The organism is Sessilibacter sp. MAH1, assembly GCF_054658315.1.
In genome coordinates this window covers 144407-160074 of the sequence record NZ_BAAGIC010000008.1, presented here as the reverse complement: position 1 = coordinate 160074, position 15668 = coordinate 144407, and the positions used below count along the sequence as shown (strand labels likewise).

At 41.0% G+C, this 15668-nt stretch carries 13 protein-coding genes; 2 read left to right on the top strand and 11 right to left on the bottom strand.

What is annotated here, in order from left to right; translation table 11 throughout:
- Positions 1-157 precede the first annotated feature (157 nt).
- Together ACYQ28_RS10195 and exaA are read right to left on the bottom strand one after the other, a co-directional pair.
- Positions 158-787, bottom strand: a complete 630-nt coding sequence (locus tag ACYQ28_RS10195; protein ID WP_460049857.1) for a pentapeptide repeat-containing protein — start codon at positions 785-787, stop codon at positions 158-160.
- Positions 788-1055: 268 nt separating this feature from the next.
- Positions 1056-2948 carry a quinoprotein ethanol dehydrogenase gene (exaA, locus tag ACYQ28_RS10190; protein WP_460049855.1) on the bottom strand — a complete coding sequence of 631 codons (1893 nt, stop codon included), beginning with the start codon at positions 2946-2948 and terminating at the stop codon, positions 1056-1058.
- A gap of 598 nt (positions 2949-3546) precedes the next feature.
- Here exaA and pedF point away from each other — a divergent pair.
- Positions 3547-3981 (top strand): cytochrome c-550 PedF, encoded by a 435-nt coding sequence (gene pedF, locus ACYQ28_RS10185; protein ID WP_460049853.1) that lies wholly within the window; start codon positions 3547-3549, stop codon positions 3979-3981.
- A 90-nt stretch (positions 3982-4071) separates the two neighbouring features.
- Positions 4072-6141, top strand: a complete 2070-nt coding sequence (locus ACYQ28_RS10180; protein WP_460049851.1) for a 4Fe-4S binding protein — start codon at positions 4072-4074, stop codon at positions 6139-6141.
- Positions 6142-6417: 276 nt separating this feature from the next.
- Here ACYQ28_RS10180 and ACYQ28_RS10175 read toward each other — a convergent pair whose 3' ends face one another.
- The 9 genes from ACYQ28_RS10175 to ACYQ28_RS10135 form a co-directional block, all read right to left on the bottom strand.
- On the bottom strand, positions 6418-6612 hold the full coding sequence (locus tag ACYQ28_RS10175) for a hypothetical protein (RefSeq protein WP_460049849.1): 195 nt from the start codon (positions 6610-6612) through the stop codon (positions 6418-6420).
- A gap of 98 nt (positions 6613-6710) precedes the next feature.
- Positions 6711-6887, bottom strand: a complete 177-nt coding sequence (locus ACYQ28_RS10170; protein ID WP_460049847.1) for a DUF1328 family protein — start codon at positions 6885-6887, stop codon at positions 6711-6713.
- A 558-nt stretch (positions 6888-7445) separates the two neighbouring features.
- Positions 7446-9386 carry a response regulator gene (locus ACYQ28_RS10165; RefSeq protein ID WP_460049845.1) on the bottom strand — a complete coding sequence of 647 codons (1941 nt, stop codon included), beginning with the start codon at positions 9384-9386 and terminating at the stop codon, positions 7446-7448.
- Between the two features lie 224 nt (positions 9387-9610).
- Positions 9611-10171 carry a hypothetical protein gene (locus ACYQ28_RS10160; protein WP_460049843.1) on the bottom strand — a complete coding sequence of 187 codons (561 nt, stop codon included), beginning with the start codon at positions 10169-10171 and terminating at the stop codon, positions 9611-9613.
- A 209-nt stretch (positions 10172-10380) separates the two neighbouring features.
- A complete protein-coding gene (locus tag ACYQ28_RS10155) occupies positions 10381-10827 on the bottom strand; it encodes a response regulator (protein WP_460049841.1) in 447 nt (148 codons plus the stop codon).
- Positions 10820-12304, bottom strand: a complete 1485-nt coding sequence (locus ACYQ28_RS10150; protein WP_460049839.1) for a sensor histidine kinase — start codon at positions 12302-12304, stop codon at positions 10820-10822. The genes ACYQ28_RS10155 and ACYQ28_RS10150 overlap by 8 nt, the downstream gene beginning before the upstream one ends.
- Positions 12305-12541: 237 nt before the next feature.
- Complete coding sequence (locus ACYQ28_RS10145; RefSeq protein WP_460049837.1) at positions 12542-12742, bottom strand: histidine kinase dimerization/phospho-acceptor domain-containing protein; 201 nt, start codon at positions 12740-12742, stop codon at positions 12542-12544.
- 161 nt (positions 12743-12903) lie between these two features.
- Entirely contained in the window at positions 12904-14238 is a 1335-nt protein-coding gene (locus ACYQ28_RS10140; protein WP_460049835.1) for a sigma-54-dependent transcriptional regulator, read from the bottom strand.
- A gap of 520 nt (positions 14239-14758) precedes the next feature.
- Positions 14759-15409, bottom strand: a complete 651-nt coding sequence (locus tag ACYQ28_RS10135) for a BON domain-containing protein (protein WP_460049833.1) — start codon at positions 15407-15409, stop codon at positions 14759-14761.
- Positions 15410-15668 lie beyond the last annotated feature (259 nt).

Genomic DNA, 15668 nt, shown 5'->3' with positions numbered 1-15668 from the left:
TATATTTTTATAAGCGATTTGAGATTCTTCTTACTCAGACAGAGCCGCGCGATTCTAATGATGCTTAAATGATCAAATAGAATTACAGGGTTTAGGTTAAATCCGTAAACCCTGTAGTGTTATTTAGTGCTGATTCGATCTAATCGATAGGCTTCTTTTAGTGCTGCCAGTCAAGTGGGCAAGCGTGGCAACCTTCCATAAATGCGTCTTGGAAAATGGCGTAGTGCTTTCTTGCACCTTCCAGTTCTGCATCGGCAAAATTGGCGTTGTAGAATTTAGCTTCTTGCAGATTAGCGTTTTTCATATTGGCGCGAGACAAGTCGGCTTTTGGCAACCATGCTGCTTCTAGGTTGGCCGCTTGTAAATTGGCTTCGATAAGCTTGGCACCAGAAAGTCTGGCAAAGTTCAGATCTGCGCCGTGTAAATTTGCCTTATCGAGGGTCGCACCTTGTAAGAAGGCTGCCCAAGCGTTTATTGATTCTAGATTGGCACCGGTTAAATTTGCACCGCGCAGATTGGCGTGACGTAAATCGGCTCGGGCCAGATTGGCGCCGCGTAGATCTGCTCCTGCAAGGTTGGCATTACCCAGTTTTGCGTGGCGCAAATCAGCGTTACGTAAATCGGCTTTTGGGCAAACGGTAGCTGGTTTTATTTCACAGCCGTTTATGGTTGGAAATTCAGGCGGTAAATTCTCTTCATCGTCATCATCTTGTGCGATTGCGAAGCTTGTTATCATTGCTAGGGAAGCGCACATTGCTGCTTTCATTATGATTTTTATCGTGGCCATTTTAGGCTCCCTTATTATCGGTTAAAAATTCATTGATATTCCGTTGTTCGAGTTGTGCGCTGTGGTTTAACGGGTTTTACGATTCTGTGCAATAGCTCGAAGAAGCGGGGGTATGAGTAAACTTTTTAGCGTGTTTACGCGGTATGTCTACGTTTAAATTGCGCCAAAAGGTCAACTTAGATTGCTGTTCACAATTATTAATTATTTTTAGGTTCGATAAACGAAAAACAGGCCATAAAGGCCTGTTTTTCTATAGGTTTGAAGTCAATTAGTTGCTCGCAACGTTTTTGCCTTCACCTGCTTCTGCCCAAGATGGGATTTTGAATACCCAGAATGAGCCACCTTGTGGAACTGGTTTGGTTAGGTCAGCCATGTCACCACCCCATAGAGGTACTGCACCGCCGTAACCAGATGCTACACCAATGTATTGCTCGCCATCTTGTTCCCAAGTAACTGGAGAAGAAACGATGCCCGAACCAGTTTGGAATTTCCAAAGCTCTTCACCAGTTTTGGCGTTGAATGCTTTGAAGTAACCATCACCGGTACCGGTAAATACTAGGTTGCCTTTGGTTGCAAGAACACCAGCCCATAGAGGTAGACGTTCTTTATGTTCCCACTCGATTTCACCAGAAATTGGGTTCATCGCGCGAAGTACACCTACGTGGTCTTCGTACATTTTCTTAATACGGAAACCTTGACCTAGGTAAGCAGAACCTTTTTTGTAGTGAACTTCTTCAGTCCAGTAATCTTCTTTCCAGTGGTTTGCGCCAACGTAGAAGAAACCAGTATCTTGGCTGTAAGCCATTGGGTTCCAGTTTTTACCACCAAGGAATGGAGGAGAAACTTCAATTGCTTTACCGCGTTTTTCACCTGGCTCTGGAAGAGGTGGACGTTGACCTTCGTTCTCTACAGGACGACCAGTTTTAGGATCGATGTGAGAAGCCCAAGTAATGTTATCTACGAATGGGAACGCACGGATGAATTTACCATCTTCGCGGTTAACAACGTAGAAGAAACCGTTACGGTCTGCGTGAGCAGTGGCTTTAACAGTTTTACCCTTTTCTTCGTATTCGAAAAGAACAAGTTCGTTGTTACCAGAGAAATCCCATGCATCGTTAGGAGTGTGTTGGTAGAACCACTTAACTTCACCAGTAGTTGGATCAACACCTACTTGGCCTGAAGTGTATAGGTTGTCCCAGTTACGTGGGTCATCACCTTTCTTGGTACGTGCCCAAGTGTTCCAAGGAGCTGGGTTACCGGCACCGATGATGATGGTGTTGTGTTCGATGTCAAAGCTTGAACTTTGCCAAGGAGCGCCACCGCCGTGATGCCAAGCTTCTACTAGCTCACCGTTTTCGTCACGTGGCCAGGTTGGAGCATTGATATCGCCGGTTGGAGTGCTTTCTTTACCGTTTAGACGGCCCATATGACCTTCAACGAAAGGACGCATCCAAATTTCTTCGCCAGTGTCTGGGTCGCGAGCAAACAATTGACCAACAACACCGAACTCGTCACCAGATGATCCGTGAATCAACATTACTCGACCGGTTTTTTGGTCTTTAACGATGGTTGGAGCACCAGTCATGGTGTATCCAGCAGTGTGATCGCCGAATTTTTTGTTCCATACGCGCTTACCAGTTTTTGCATCAAGTGCAACAACACGCGCATCTAGAGTACCGAAGAAAATTTTGTCGCCGTAAATTGCAACACCGCGGTTCACAACGTCACAACATGGACGAATGTCTTCTGGTAGACGGTGAGAGTAGCTCCACAATTGCTTGCCGGTTTTTGCATCGAGTGCATAAACACGAGAGTAAGAAGCAGAAATGTAGATTACGCCATCGTGAACGACAGCTTGAGATTCTTGGCCGCGTTGTTTTTCGTCACCGAAAGACCATGACCATGCAGGAAGTAATTGTTTAACGTTTTTGGTGTTGATTTGCTTTAAAGGGCTGTAACGCTGTGCATTTACACCCATACCGTATTGCAAGACATCGTTAGTTGTTTTGTGATCGTCTGCGATATCTTTCCATGTTACCTCACCTACTGCGCCGAGAGACAAAGCTGACAAGGCTACGCCGGCGATACTGCCTAGGGCGAGTTTTTGTATGGTAGAAGATAACTTGGAGTAGCGCTGCTGCCGCTCGTTGGTGGGTTTCATACAATTCTCCTTATTATAAATTATAAGAAAATCGGAAAGAGAAATTTATTTGCAGTGCTAAGTCGTTGTATTTAACGACTACAAATAATTTTATTAGTGTAGTTAGTATTTTTGATATTGCCTGCCAGATTATTTTTGATTGAATTACCGATAAGAGCATTACTGTTAAAATAATTACCGATCAAAATTCATCCCGAAACGGAATGCTAGCTTGGCGCGGTAAAAACTAACTCACAGTCACACTTACTTGAAATACCCATTAAGCACCTATTTATTCATTACTAAGTATTAATTCAGACTGACTATAAAATTCATCCTTTTTGATCCCTTAACAGGTGGGCATTTTTCTGCAACTAATTAACCAAAATATTCCTTACTAAGTAAGTTTTGACGACAGGTGCCGTTTGTTAGAATTGATTTGTCCCGGCATGGTAGTTGTCACTTAAAAAATAATAGAACCTAACTAGCATTTTGAAGTCTTGTGATCACCTTCCTTGACATTTTAATAAAGGAACGGGTGTTCACGAAACGTGGGCACAACGACTTTAACCAAGCGTACATTGATAAATTAATAAAAACCTCTTGAGAGGAGACTAAGATGGATTTCAAATTAAATTGTCTGCGCAGTTCTCTAGTTGGCATTTCGTTGTTTGTATGCAGCCAGTTTGCTCTTGCTCACGGTGACGTAGTACCACAAGCTGTTGATACTTCTGAACTTGAACAGCTGGGCGAAGAATGGCGCGAAACCAACCCGTACCGCGGTAACGAAAAAGCTATCACTCTAGGTGCTGGTGCGTACAACCAAAACTGTGCTCGTTGTCACGGCCTTGAGGCCAAATCAGGCGGTATCGCACCCGATCTTCGTGCTCTAGAGCCAGGAGATGGCGGTGATGAGTGGTTCCAATATCGTGTAAGAAACGGTGCTACTCGTAACGGTATTCCTTACATGCCGAAGTTTGAAGGCATTTTAACTCAGGAAGCTCTTTGGGCTATCCGTGCTTGGTTAGAAACTCAATACGATCCAGACGTATAATTGTCTCTACCCCCAAATGGCTCCCGAATACGGAGCCATTTTTTTTACAGTCCGCAAAAACGATAACAATAATTCCAGTGGGTATGTCTAATGTGGCGGTTTTTTACAGCTTTATTGCTGCTTTTTTCTATTTCTAGTTTTACTTTAGCAAATACTGATGATCCCGCTGGATGGGAAAAAGTATTTCCTAAGGCAACTTCTATTGGCGAAAAAGAATCGTCTCCACCGGTTTGGCCGGTTTATCAGGCGTTCGATAAAATCGGTTACGTCTTCCATTCTCTTGATTACATCACCATTCCAGCATTTTCGGGCGAGCCCGTCGATATGTTGGTTGGTCTCGATTTAAACGGAAAATTTACCGGTGTTGAGTTGATTGAACACCGCGAACCGATATTTTTACACGGATTAGGTGAAAAACCACTTCTAGAATTTATCACTCAATACGAAGGTTTAGGTATTCGTGACAACGTTAAAGTTGGTAGCGGTCACTCCGATACGGGCACCTATATAGACGGCATTACCAAAGCGACAGTTTCGGTTGTAGTCATTAATCAATCGATTGTTTTATCAGCTCTAGCGGTTGCCCGGCAAAAATTGGCGGGTTTTGAAGCCCCTGCTGAGGTTGAAATAAACCAAGACGCTTTTGAAAATTTGACGGTAGAAGCGCTCAACGAAAAAAATTACATAAAATCGCTGAGTTTTTCTGAATCTGAAGTTCAGCAACAACTAGCGGATTATTCGCAAAAGAACTGTACAGACTGCGAAAATGCGATCGATTTGCAATTTGGCTACCTTAATGTACCCACTATAGGTCGGCAAATCTTAAGTGATGATGATTATCAGCGGTTACTTGAAAAGCTAGAACCCAATGAGCACGCCATTTATATTGCGTCGCGGGGCGATTATTCATTTATAGACGATGACTTTGTGCCAGCTTCTGTGCCAGATCGAGTCATTATTCAGCAGGGCGGTTTTCCGATTGAAATTCGCGATTTGAATTTTTTCGATGTCTCCGAGCCTCTAACCGATTATTTGCAAAGTTTTGATCAGGTCAAAATTTTTCGTATTAAACCTCAAACCGGCTTCAATCCTTCGAGTTTTTGGGAATTGTTTTTAAACGTTAGCGCCGGAAGCGAGATACTTTACACGGTTCAAAACCATCAGTTTGGTCAAGGTTATCAGCTGCCTGAGCAACTTTTTATTAAAAAAGAAATTGTCGATACCGCCTCGCAGGATCAACCGGTTTGGGTGGCACTTTGGCAATCTAGAAAATTCCAGATTGCTATTATTGGTTTATCGTTAGTTGCACTGACGGTTATTTTTATCAACCAGCATAAATTGGTCAAAAAACCTAAGCGTTTTCACCAATTACGTTGGGCGTATCTGGTCTTCACTCTCGTTTACATTGGCTGGTATGCTCAAGGGCAATTATCGGTTGTTAATATTTATCCGATAATTCAGTCCGCTTTTACTGGTTTTAGAATTGATACCTATTTAAACGACCCCGTGTTATTTATTTTATGGTCTTATGTCTTTGTCAGTTTGTTTATTGTCGGTCGCGGATTATTTTGCGGATGGTTATGTCCGTTTGGTGCTTTACAAGAAATAGCTGCGTGGATTGCCAAAAAACTTAAGATTAAGCAAATCAAAATTAAAGAACCTGTGCACGAAAAACTGGTATGGGTGAAATACGTAATTCTGATTGGCCTGGTGGCTGTGTCTTTGTATTCGGTTGAAATGGCAGAAGTCTGGTCTGAGGTTGAGCCGTTCAAAACGTCAATTACATTACACTTTATACGTTCGTGGCCGTTTGTGGTTTACTCCGTTGTTTTATTGGGTCTAGGCTTATTTATTCATAAATTTTATTGCCGATATGTTTGTCCGTTAGGTGCCGGTCTCGCCATTTTAGGTTGGTTTCACAAGGTTGAATGGCTGACTCGTCGACAAGAATGTGGCTCTCCTTGCGCACTTTGCTACCATAAGTGCGAAATTAAAGCGATTAAAACAACGGGCAAGGTTGACTATAACGAATGTATTCAATGTTTAGAGTGTATTGTTTACTACGATAATGACGATTTATGTCCGCCGCAAATTGCTAAATCTAAGAAAGCGAAAAAGCAATCCGACAAAATAATACCTAGCTTAGCAGTAGAAGTATAAAATTTAAGATCGTCTGATTAACTCATGGAGGAATTAATCAGGTGTTTTAAAATAAAAAGGCACAAATAAAAAAGCGATCCGGTTAGAGATCGCTTTTTTTATTGATACTTCAAGATATAGGAAGCTCTGATTAACTCATCCATGATTTAATCAGAGCACAGAAATTGAAAATGCGATTTCCAATTTCTTCACAATTTCAATCACTTACGGTTCTTGAAATTGGCGACACATCCTTGTATCGCTGGAAACTCTAGGTTAATCAGAGTTTCCTATATATTAACAATCTGTATCTTTTGCGTTTACACCGTCTTTAACTTCTTCACAGGCATCTTCGATTTCATTACCGGCATCATGAATTGCTTCATCAATAGTTTCACCTGCATTTTCAGCAGTGCCATCTTCACAAGCGGCAATACCAAAAGTTGCTAACGAAATTACACCTGCGGCTAGGATAGATTTAATATTTAACATGATCTTTCTCCAGAATTTTTTAACGTAAATGTTGTTTAATATGTAAGTTGTTCAATCTGTAAATGGTTTTAGATGATGGCGGGTATTAAAACCCGGTTCTACACTCTTGGCGCCTTACCTCGCACTGCATTGGCAATGAGAGTGATAACCAATAAAACAACAAATAAAAAGAAAATAAACTTTGCAATACCAGCAGCCATGCCTGCAATACCACCGAAACCAAAAATCGCTGCTATTATCGCAATAATTAAAAACGTAAGTGCCCAACCCAACATAGTAAATTCCTCTTGTTAATTATTTAATTCGACAGTTATATAGCGACAGCCGTGCCAAGATTTATTTTTCTTTTTTTTGCTCAGTTTTAGTTGGATCTAGCGGTTAATTACGTAAGAACCGCAAAAAAGCTCTCGTGATTTGTAATTTTTTTAAAAGCTTTTTGCGTTAGCGCTGTAATCCTTTCATTTTTTACAGAAAAAAATTCAAAATAAGCTATCGCCTTTATGGCTGCGATGAAATTTGGGATGGTTGTGGGTAATTTTTTTGGATTTTAAAAATTTGATGTCTTTTTTGATAAAATTCAGAAGAGTTAAAGAGAGATGTTTTTATTTATAAAAATTCATGTGTACTTATAAGAACCTCTGATTAACTCATCCATGATTTAATCAGAGGGCAGAAATTGAAAGTGTAATTTCCAATTTCTTCATAATTTCAATCACTTACCGTTCTTGAAGTTGGCGATACATCCTTGTGTCACCGGAACCTCTGATTTAAATCACGGCGGATTCAATCAGAGATTTTCGTAGACTTTTGATATTATTAAGACGTATAAACGGTTAGATTCTTATCGCTTTTAATATTGTCTCGAGCTTTTCTAAATTAATAGGCTTTAGATATGCTTGATCAAATCCCGATTTCTGTAATGTTTCTGGATCTATCGATTCGCCACTGAGTGCGATCATGTATTTTGGCTTATTTGCTAATGAGCGAACAGTTTCGGCTAAAGCAAAACCACTTAATCCCGGTAGATTTAAATCCGAAAGAATAGCGTCATAGATGTTATGTTTCAGTAATTCGAGAGCCTCATTAACGCTAGCAACCGCATCCACCCGCACATCCATCAATTCCAGTAGCATGGTTGTTGCACTGCGTGCGTCGTCGTCGTCTTCTACTAATAATAAACTCGATTTAACCTCGCTCGAATCTTCACCTTGATTTAGATATTTTGCTACGCATTGCCAAAGTTGCTTTTGATCAATCGGTTTACTTAAATGATCATTAAATCCCATGCGAATACTTTCGTCACGCTGATCTTTCATAGTCGCAGCTGTCAGCGCAATAACCGGTTGTTTAGCGCCTTGTTTACGCAGCGCCAGAAGTGTTTCACTGCCGGTCATGCGCGGCATTTGCATGTCTAAAATAACTAAATCGTAAGGTTGTTCAGTGGCCGTATTAAATTTATCAAGTGCGTCTTGGCCGTCAACGGCGTAATCCACCTCGGCGCCAGTCTGCTCGATAATATTACCGACTAAATATCGAATCTCTTCGACATCATCGGCAATGAGAATTTTACCCATAAGAGAAGGCGCTTGAGCAGGTGCTTGTTTTTCTTGAACATCCGATAATTCAAAATCAGTCCAAACATGGGTCTCAGGTATTTTATTGAGTAAGGTTACGACAAATTCGCTACCAACGCCCTTTAGACTGGTTACTGAAATATTACCGCCCAATTTTTCGGCCAGTTGTGAGCTAATCGCCAAACCTAAACCGGTGCCACCGGAGCGTTGTGGTGATTGTGCGTGCAGTTGAGAAAACGGTTTAAATAATTCTTTTAAGCTTTTTTGGGCAATACCGATACCGGTATCTTTAATAGCAAAACTGAGTGTAATCTGGTCGTTATGGACAGATGATTGTTTGGCCGAAATGGTTAAACTAACTTGCCCTGTATCTGTGAATTTAATGGCGTTGCCGATTAAATTTAAGAGAATTTGTCGCAGTCGAGTTGGATCACTGGTTATTACGCTCGGCACCTGTGTATCTGCAGAGACTACAAATGCCAAACCTTTATCGTTGGCGTTAACGCGCATTAAATAAAATATGTCATCAATAAAAGGCTGTAATTCGAATTCACGTTCTTCAATATCAAGCTTGCCAGCTTCTATTTTTGATAAATCTAAAACGTCGTTGAGTAAACTTAATAAATGATGGCCGTTTCTTTTAATGATATTTAAATTATTCTTTTCTTGGTTTTTTGACACCTGACGTAGCAGTACGTCGGTGTAGCCTAAAATCGCGGTTAATGGTGTTCTAAGTTCGTGGCTTAAATGCGCTAGAAATTCGCTTTTTGCTTGATTTTCTGATTCTGCACGCAGTCGCTCAACTCGCTCGGTTTCCATTTCGCGACGCGAAATAGCATAGCGAATGGCGCGGGCTAAACGTGATGCCGTTAAATTTGATTTTACCAAGTAATCTACCGCACCCGCCGCTTGGGCTTCGGTATCTAGGCGATCGTCGTCTTGGCCGGTTAGCATAATTATGGGTGCTTTAAATCCCAACTCACCCGCTTGTTTTAAGAGCTCAACGCCGTCTTCCGGGCCCAGCCGATAGTCCATTAAACAAACATGATGTTGGTCGAGTTGTAATTTTGATTTGGCTTCATCAATGGTGGTGGCCCAATCAAGGCTATACATGTCTGGGTCGATTTCACGGAGCAGATCTCGTGTAATTATGTAATCGTCTTCGTCGTCTTCAACGAGTAGGAGATGTACTTTGGACATAGCTCACCATTTAATGCTGTTTTGTTACAAGGTATAAATGTTAGTAAAGAAAGTTCTAATTAATTTAATTGTGATTTAACTACCATGATGTAATTGAGTGCTTGAAAATTCGAAATTGTATTACAATTTCTGGCCTCCGATTAAATTAGCGAGGAATTAAGCGTCGTTATAACTTGCACAGTTTTGCTGCGGTAGGCGCGTTATCAATAACTTTGTTATACCTTTTACCAAATATCATGATATACCCAGACTCCTTCATAAACCTGACTATACATACCCTCAGGTATGTACTCGATAGGAAATTCATCCGATTCGGTGAACAAATAGCCCCAGTGCTTTACCAGTGCGCTACCATAAAATACCGATACATAATTATCTAATACTTCAATTCTTGGGGATATATGGGAAAGGCTTAAGGCATTCGGATATTTAGTCCGCAGCCTCTCTATAAGTGCATCGTGTTCTTTGTAGTTCGTCCAATTGAGGTTAATTTCCCGGGCCTCTATAGAAAGCCTTAATATTTCATCTCGTGGGACCCTATCTTCTAAGGTTTTGTGCATTCCATCGACATAACTCGGAAATGGGAACTTATAAATAGCCACTAATAGAACAGGTAGAACTGCAATTACTACAAGATGATTAATACTTTTCCGTTTTCTTAGGACTGCCATAAAGCTAGCTATAGCACTCACAACGAAGGTAAGGACCGCGACCAATCCCACAGGCAAAACTCCCAAGGGAATTGACCAGAATTTATCGAATGCAAGTCCTTCATAATATGGCATAACCCTCATGGTTAGCAGGCAAACAATGGTGATTATTGCAGAAATGTATAGTGTCTTGCTCATATTCGATGGGTTTAAGAGAGGGTTATGTATAACCTATTTATGAGAGCAATATTTTTAGGTGTTGACTTCTAATCGGTTAATTTTAAAAACGTGCCCATAAAAAAAGTGGATTGAGATCCACTTTTTTACTGTTGCCACAAAATCTATTAATGGTCGTTAGGCATGGGAATTTCGACAAATTCCACCCAATACTTACCCAAAGCTTTCATGAGTTCTACCAAGCCTTGAAAGGTTACGGGCTTGGTTAAGTAAGACGCCGCCCCTAAATCGTAGCCGCGTAACATGTCTTCTTCTGTTTTAGAGGTGGTTAATATGACCACAGGAATACGCCGTAATTTAGGGTCGCTTTTTATTTCCGCTAAAGCTTCTCTGCCATCTTTACGCGGCATATTTAAATCGAGCAATATGAGACTTGGCCACGGATTGTTACCGGCAAATTCACCTTCGCCGCGCAAATATTGCAGTAATTCAACTCCGTCGTTTACAAAGTGTAATTCGTTGGTGACATGACCTTCAATCATGGCGTCACGTGCCAAGAGCTGATCGTCTTTGTCATCGTCAGCCATTAAAATAACCATGGTTTTTTTATCCATTTGGAGTGCCTTCTGTAAACGGGCTTATTTCTGTTCCAACCAGTTGATCTTTGGTTCGGGAATTTAAATAAAGTGTAAATGTAGAGCCTTCACCAGGAATACTATCAACTTCAATGGTGCCTTGGTGACGTTCGACAATTCTACGGCAAATGGCCAGGCCAATGCCGGTTCCCTCATACTTATCTCTACCGTGTAAACGTTGGAACGGCGTAAAAATCTTTTCAATGTATTTTTCATCAAAACCTATGCCGTTGTCTTTAACTTTTATCTCATAAACGGTATTTTCTAGTTCTCCCAATTTAACGGTTTCATAAACTTGGCACTCAATATTGATTTGTGGTTGGATGTCTGGTTGAGTAAATTTAATGGCGTTGCCAATAAGATTTTGGAACAACTGATGCATTTGAGATTCGTCGGCATCAATAATTGGTAGTTTTGTGGCCGTAACTTGAGCGTTACGTTCTTGAATTTTAATTTCTAGATTATCCAATACAACATTCATTACCTGATTAAGATCAACTGGACCAAACGGCTTAGCACGAGTTGATACCCGCGAGAATTCCAATAGGTCTTCAATGAGACGAGACATTCGCGATGCTGCGCTTTGCATTCGATCAATATAATCTTCTCCGTCACCTAATTTCCCGGCGTAAACAGATTTTAGCCGATCGCCAAAGGCGCGAATTTTACGCAGTGGTTCTTGTAAATCGTGTGAGGCGACAAAGGCAAAATCTTGCAGCTCTCGGTTACTGCGTTGTAATTCATTTGAGTAATGCTCAAGTTCTTCGGTTCTTTGGTGAACCAACATTTCCAAGTGTTCGGCTTCAAGTAATTGAGTCTTTAATGCTTTTCTTATCAAGTAGGCAACCAAAATAACGAGCAACAGACCAACTGAGTTGGCAATCACAATGGTATACAACAAATTTTGGCGACTTCTGTGCGCTCGTTCAGATTGGCGCTCTAATAAATCGTATTCTAGCTCTTCCATGGTTCGAATCACTTCGCCAAGTTCCGCCATACTATCGTAACTTTGGCGCATTTTTTCGGAAGAGATTCTGTAGGAGTCAGGGTCTGCCTGTTTTTGTAAAATATGGCTTCCAGCTTCTTGAAGGCGTTCTAAAATAACCAGTTCCAAGCGCTTGGTATTGTCAATCTGCTCAGGTATTTGAAAATCGTAATTGCGCATTTCAATTAAATTTTCATCAATGGTGCTAAGCGCAAAATAATAAGGGCCTAAATAGCTTTCTGCGCCAGTTAAAAAGAAGCCGCGTAAACCTAACTCGGCTTCTTGTACCGATGAATATAAGTCTTTGATAGTTCTTAATACAGATTTAGTAAGATTTGCGTCGTTTTCGTTTTCGACCAATTCACTAAGCGCGCGGTAGGATTGGGTGGCATTAATAGCAAGAAACCCCACTAAAACAATGATAATAATCGCCCAGCCGCGAAAGAACTTGGGTTTATTCCTATGAGGCATTTGTAACCGAGTCCTTGTTGTAGAGTATTTTTGTTGTTAGAGGTTTTACCGTTTTATCCGAAAACCAAAACCCAAGATTTTAAAGAAGACTCTATATAATAGAATTTCCAGTAGTGTGTGCCGCGGAGAATGTGTATTGATGTTTCACCGATACAATTTTTACCGTCGGATTAATTTAAGAATCTGTTAATCCAAGGCTCAAACTTCAATTTATAGAAGACACATTATTGTACCGTTTTAGTTTTCTATTGCATCGCTGGCTTCAAGTAGCTGTACGCAGTCTCTACATTCGTTGAGTATACGTTCGGCACTTTTTTGCAATTGTGTTGGATCGGGATTTTTCTGTGCAAGTAGCTTAATTAGTTCAGCGCTTACCGAAATAGTATTCAGCTTGTTGCGAATACCGTGGCGTAAATGACTTAGTTGTTCGGTTTGCATGAGAGTTACCTCTGTTCGCTCAATAACTTTTTGTTAGATTGACTTAAAGGAAACTCTGGCGAGCCTTAGTTTCCCAAAACACAGAAACGGATTGTCAGTTTTGATACGGTAAACTATCGAAATTCGAAAATTAATCTTTGCATTTGAAATCTCTGATTACCTCAGAGATTTCCTGAGTCTAAAGCTTCATATTGATTTAGGCGGTTGTATAAGGTTTTAAGGCTTATTCCCAACATATTTGCAGCTTTAGGTTTGTCGCCATCCACTTTTTCAAGTGTTAAGGCAATGAGTTCGCGCTCTACCTCTTGAATGGTTGTACCTGCTTTTAAGCCCGATTGCTTGGGCTCATCTTTATTTGCCTGCGCGAATGGTGAGCCCATATCTACCGGCAGTTGCAGATAAGCACTTTGTGGATCGGTTAAAATAAAAGCGCGATACAGCGTGTGTCTAAATTCACGCACATTACCGCTCCAGGTGTAGGACGATAATTTTTCGAGTAATGCGTCATTGAGCTGTATGTGTGAACCATGCTCGCGATTTAATTCGCTAAGAAAATAGTCGGCAAGAAGCGGTATATCACCTTCGCGATCTCGAAGTGGTGGTAATGAAATAGGGAATACCGCCAAGCGGAAATAAATATCTTCGCGTAAGCAATTTTCTGTGGCAATTTGTTCGGGGGTGCGGTTGGTTGCCGAAACCACACGACAATTAACGGGAATTTCTTCGGTGCCGCCGACGCGAGTAATCATTCCGGTTTCTAATACGCGAAGCAGCGTTGGCTGCATATCAATCGGCATTTCGGTGATTTCGTCTAAAAACAATGTGCCATTATTGGCGCGTTCAAATAAGCCAATTTTGCGCGAAACAGCACCGGTAAATGCGCCTTTTTCGTGACCAAATAATTCGCTGCTTAAAAGCTCTGGTGATAAGGCGCCACAGTTGGTTGCCACCAAATCGCCTTTGGCGCCACTGGCCGAGTGAATGGCTTTGGCGATGAGCTCTTTGCCGGTACCGCTTTCACCCATAACCATTACGTTAGCGCGGGTTGTTGCGACGCGCTCAATCATGGTGTACACCGATTTCATCGGAGCAGATTCACCAATTAAAACGCCGAAGTGAGCACGGTCATCGCTCGCCTGAGCCAAATTAGTGGACTCTAATAAAGGTTTTAATGCTGGAAGGTCGATAGGTTTTAAAAGATAACTAACACCTGGGCCGGCGATGGAATTTACGACTGATTTAACCGCGGCATGACCGGTTATAAAAACAATTTTTGCCGGATTGGATTTACTTTTTAAGTCGTTTAATACCTCAAATCCATTACCGTCTGGGAGCATGATATCGAGTAGAACAACATCGAAGGATTGTTCAGCAATTTGTTGTTTTGCCGAGCTTACCGAATCTGCAACAGTAACTTTGTGCCCTAAAAGTGCAATTAATTCACTTGTAGCCTCGGTAAAACCTGAATCGTCGTCTACTAATAGTACGTTTGTCATTATCGTCTGAGCTCCGATGCTAATAACAGTGCAACTTAAAATGTATATGCCAGTTTTATATAATAAATGTTCGTTGTAGGTGGCGTTAGTTACTCTAAGAACCTCTGATTAGCTTCTTCATAATTTAATCAGAAGGCAGAAATTGGCAAAGGGAATTGCAATTTCTGCATAATTTCAATCACTTACCGTTTCGAAATTGGCGACACGTCTTTGTGTTACCGGAAACTCTGGTTCAATCAGAATTTCTGTTATTAGGTGGTGAAATCAATTTTATTCGTTACAAAAGCCCCACAAATTTAATCAATATTACCTTTTCCATCGGAACTTGCCTATGACAGGCTACTCGTGTTGGCAATAGATTCCTTCAATTGTTTAATAAGTGCTCTTGTTTAATAATTAGTCTGGTTTAACGAATGCACTGGTTTAACATGTGCTCTGCACTGTGTATTTATTGCGAGAAAAACATACAACGCATTAAAGCCGGAATTAACCGGCCTTAATAAGGTTAGAAAAATTTGTATTAACTGTGTACAACACGCAATTCATTGCGTACCGACTCTACGGATTCGTCGTTTTTTGCGATCACTTCTGCGAGCGCTTTTTGTGCCTCAGAGCGCACTTCACCTTTGAGTGTGACAACATTGTCTTCGGTGTCTACGTCAATGGCGAAACCAGAGAGGTTATCGTTAACGATCATTTTCATTTTCAACCGTGCCGAAATAGTCGCATCTTCGATTGCAGAAATAAATTCGCTTTGCTCTTTAGGCTCTGATTTGTCTTTTGATTCAGGTACGACTTCTAACCGGTTATCCACACGATCAATGCCTTCAATAGACAGTGCAACTTCACGAGCTAGATCTTTTTGAATATCTGAATTTACTTCGCCCCTTAAAATAGCGGTGTTTTTGTCAACTTCAGAATCAATGGTAAAGTTGTTTAAATGTTCATTGAATAAAAAAGCAGCTTCCATTTTGCCTTCTTTCCAACCGTTGGAGAAAATGATTTTCGCTTCTTGGCTGGTTTCTTGAGCGTTTTCTTTAATATGCTCGACGGTATCATGTGCGTTAGCAAATCCCGTGGCACACAGTGCTAGTCCACCGGCCAGCGCAACAGAGACAGCTTTACTGGTTAATTTTTTACGAGTTTTAAGGGTATTATTTAAATTCTTCATGGCTTACTCCTAAAATTTTTAGCGTTATTCGCTTAGTATGCTTCGCTTTCAAGAGTTAATAAGCGATAGCTGTGCCAATATCGCCAAAGCCTTTATTTATAAGGCCTGCACTGAGTTTAAGAAGAGAATTTATGGCTTAATCAATGATCTTAGGTAGGAAAACTTGTAACCCTTGCAATAAAGTTTTGCCAAATTTCCAAGATTTTTAATCTAGCGGCCAGAGATTAACTGGTGAATGGAAAATATCGTGATTCGGTGT

Excerpts from the sequence above, each read along its gene's own strand:
- ACYQ28_RS10170 (WP_460049847.1), bottom strand. The coding sequence starts at position 6,887 with ATGTTGGGTTGGGCACTTACGTTTTTAATTATTGCGATAATAGCAGCG.
- ACYQ28_RS10165 (WP_460049845.1), bottom strand. The coding sequence starts at position 9,386 with ATGTCCAAAGTACATCTCCTACTCGTTGAAGACGACGAAGACGATTAC.
- exaA (WP_460049855.1), bottom strand. The coding sequence starts at position 2,948 with ATGAAACCCACCAACGAGCGGCAGCAGCGCTACTCCAAGTTATCTTCT.
- ACYQ28_RS10180 (WP_460049851.1), top strand. The coding sequence starts at position 4,072 with ATGTGGCGGTTTTTTACAGCTTTATTGCTGCTTTTTTCTATTTCTAGT.
- ACYQ28_RS10140 (WP_460049835.1), bottom strand. The coding sequence starts at position 14,238 with ATGACAAACGTACTATTAGTAGACGACGATTCAGGTTTTACCGAGGCT.
- ACYQ28_RS10160 (WP_460049843.1), bottom strand. The coding sequence starts at position 10,171 with ATGCCATATTATGAAGGACTTGCATTCGATAAATTCTGGTCAATTCCC.
- pedF (WP_460049853.1), top strand. The coding sequence starts at position 3,547 with ATGGATTTCAAATTAAATTGTCTGCGCAGTTCTCTAGTTGGCATTTCG.
- ACYQ28_RS10195 (WP_460049857.1), bottom strand. The coding sequence starts at position 787 with ATGGCCACGATAAAAATCATAATGAAAGCAGCAATGTGCGCTTCCCTA.
- ACYQ28_RS10150 (WP_460049839.1), bottom strand. The coding sequence starts at position 12,304 with ATGCCTCATAGGAATAAACCCAAGTTCTTTCGCGGCTGGGCGATTATT.
- ACYQ28_RS10155 (WP_460049841.1), bottom strand. The coding sequence starts at position 10,827 with ATGGATAAAAAAACCATGGTTATTTTAATGGCTGACGATGACAAAGAC.
- ACYQ28_RS10145 (WP_460049837.1), bottom strand. The coding sequence starts at position 12,742 with ATGCAAACCGAACAACTAAGTCATTTACGCCACGGTATTCGCAACAAG.
- ACYQ28_RS10135 (WP_460049833.1), bottom strand. The coding sequence starts at position 15,409 with ATGAAGAATTTAAATAATACCCTTAAAACTCGTAAAAAATTAACCAGT.
- ACYQ28_RS10175 (WP_460049849.1), bottom strand. The coding sequence starts at position 6,612 with ATGTTAAATATTAAATCTATCCTAGCCGCAGGTGTAATTTCGTTAGCA.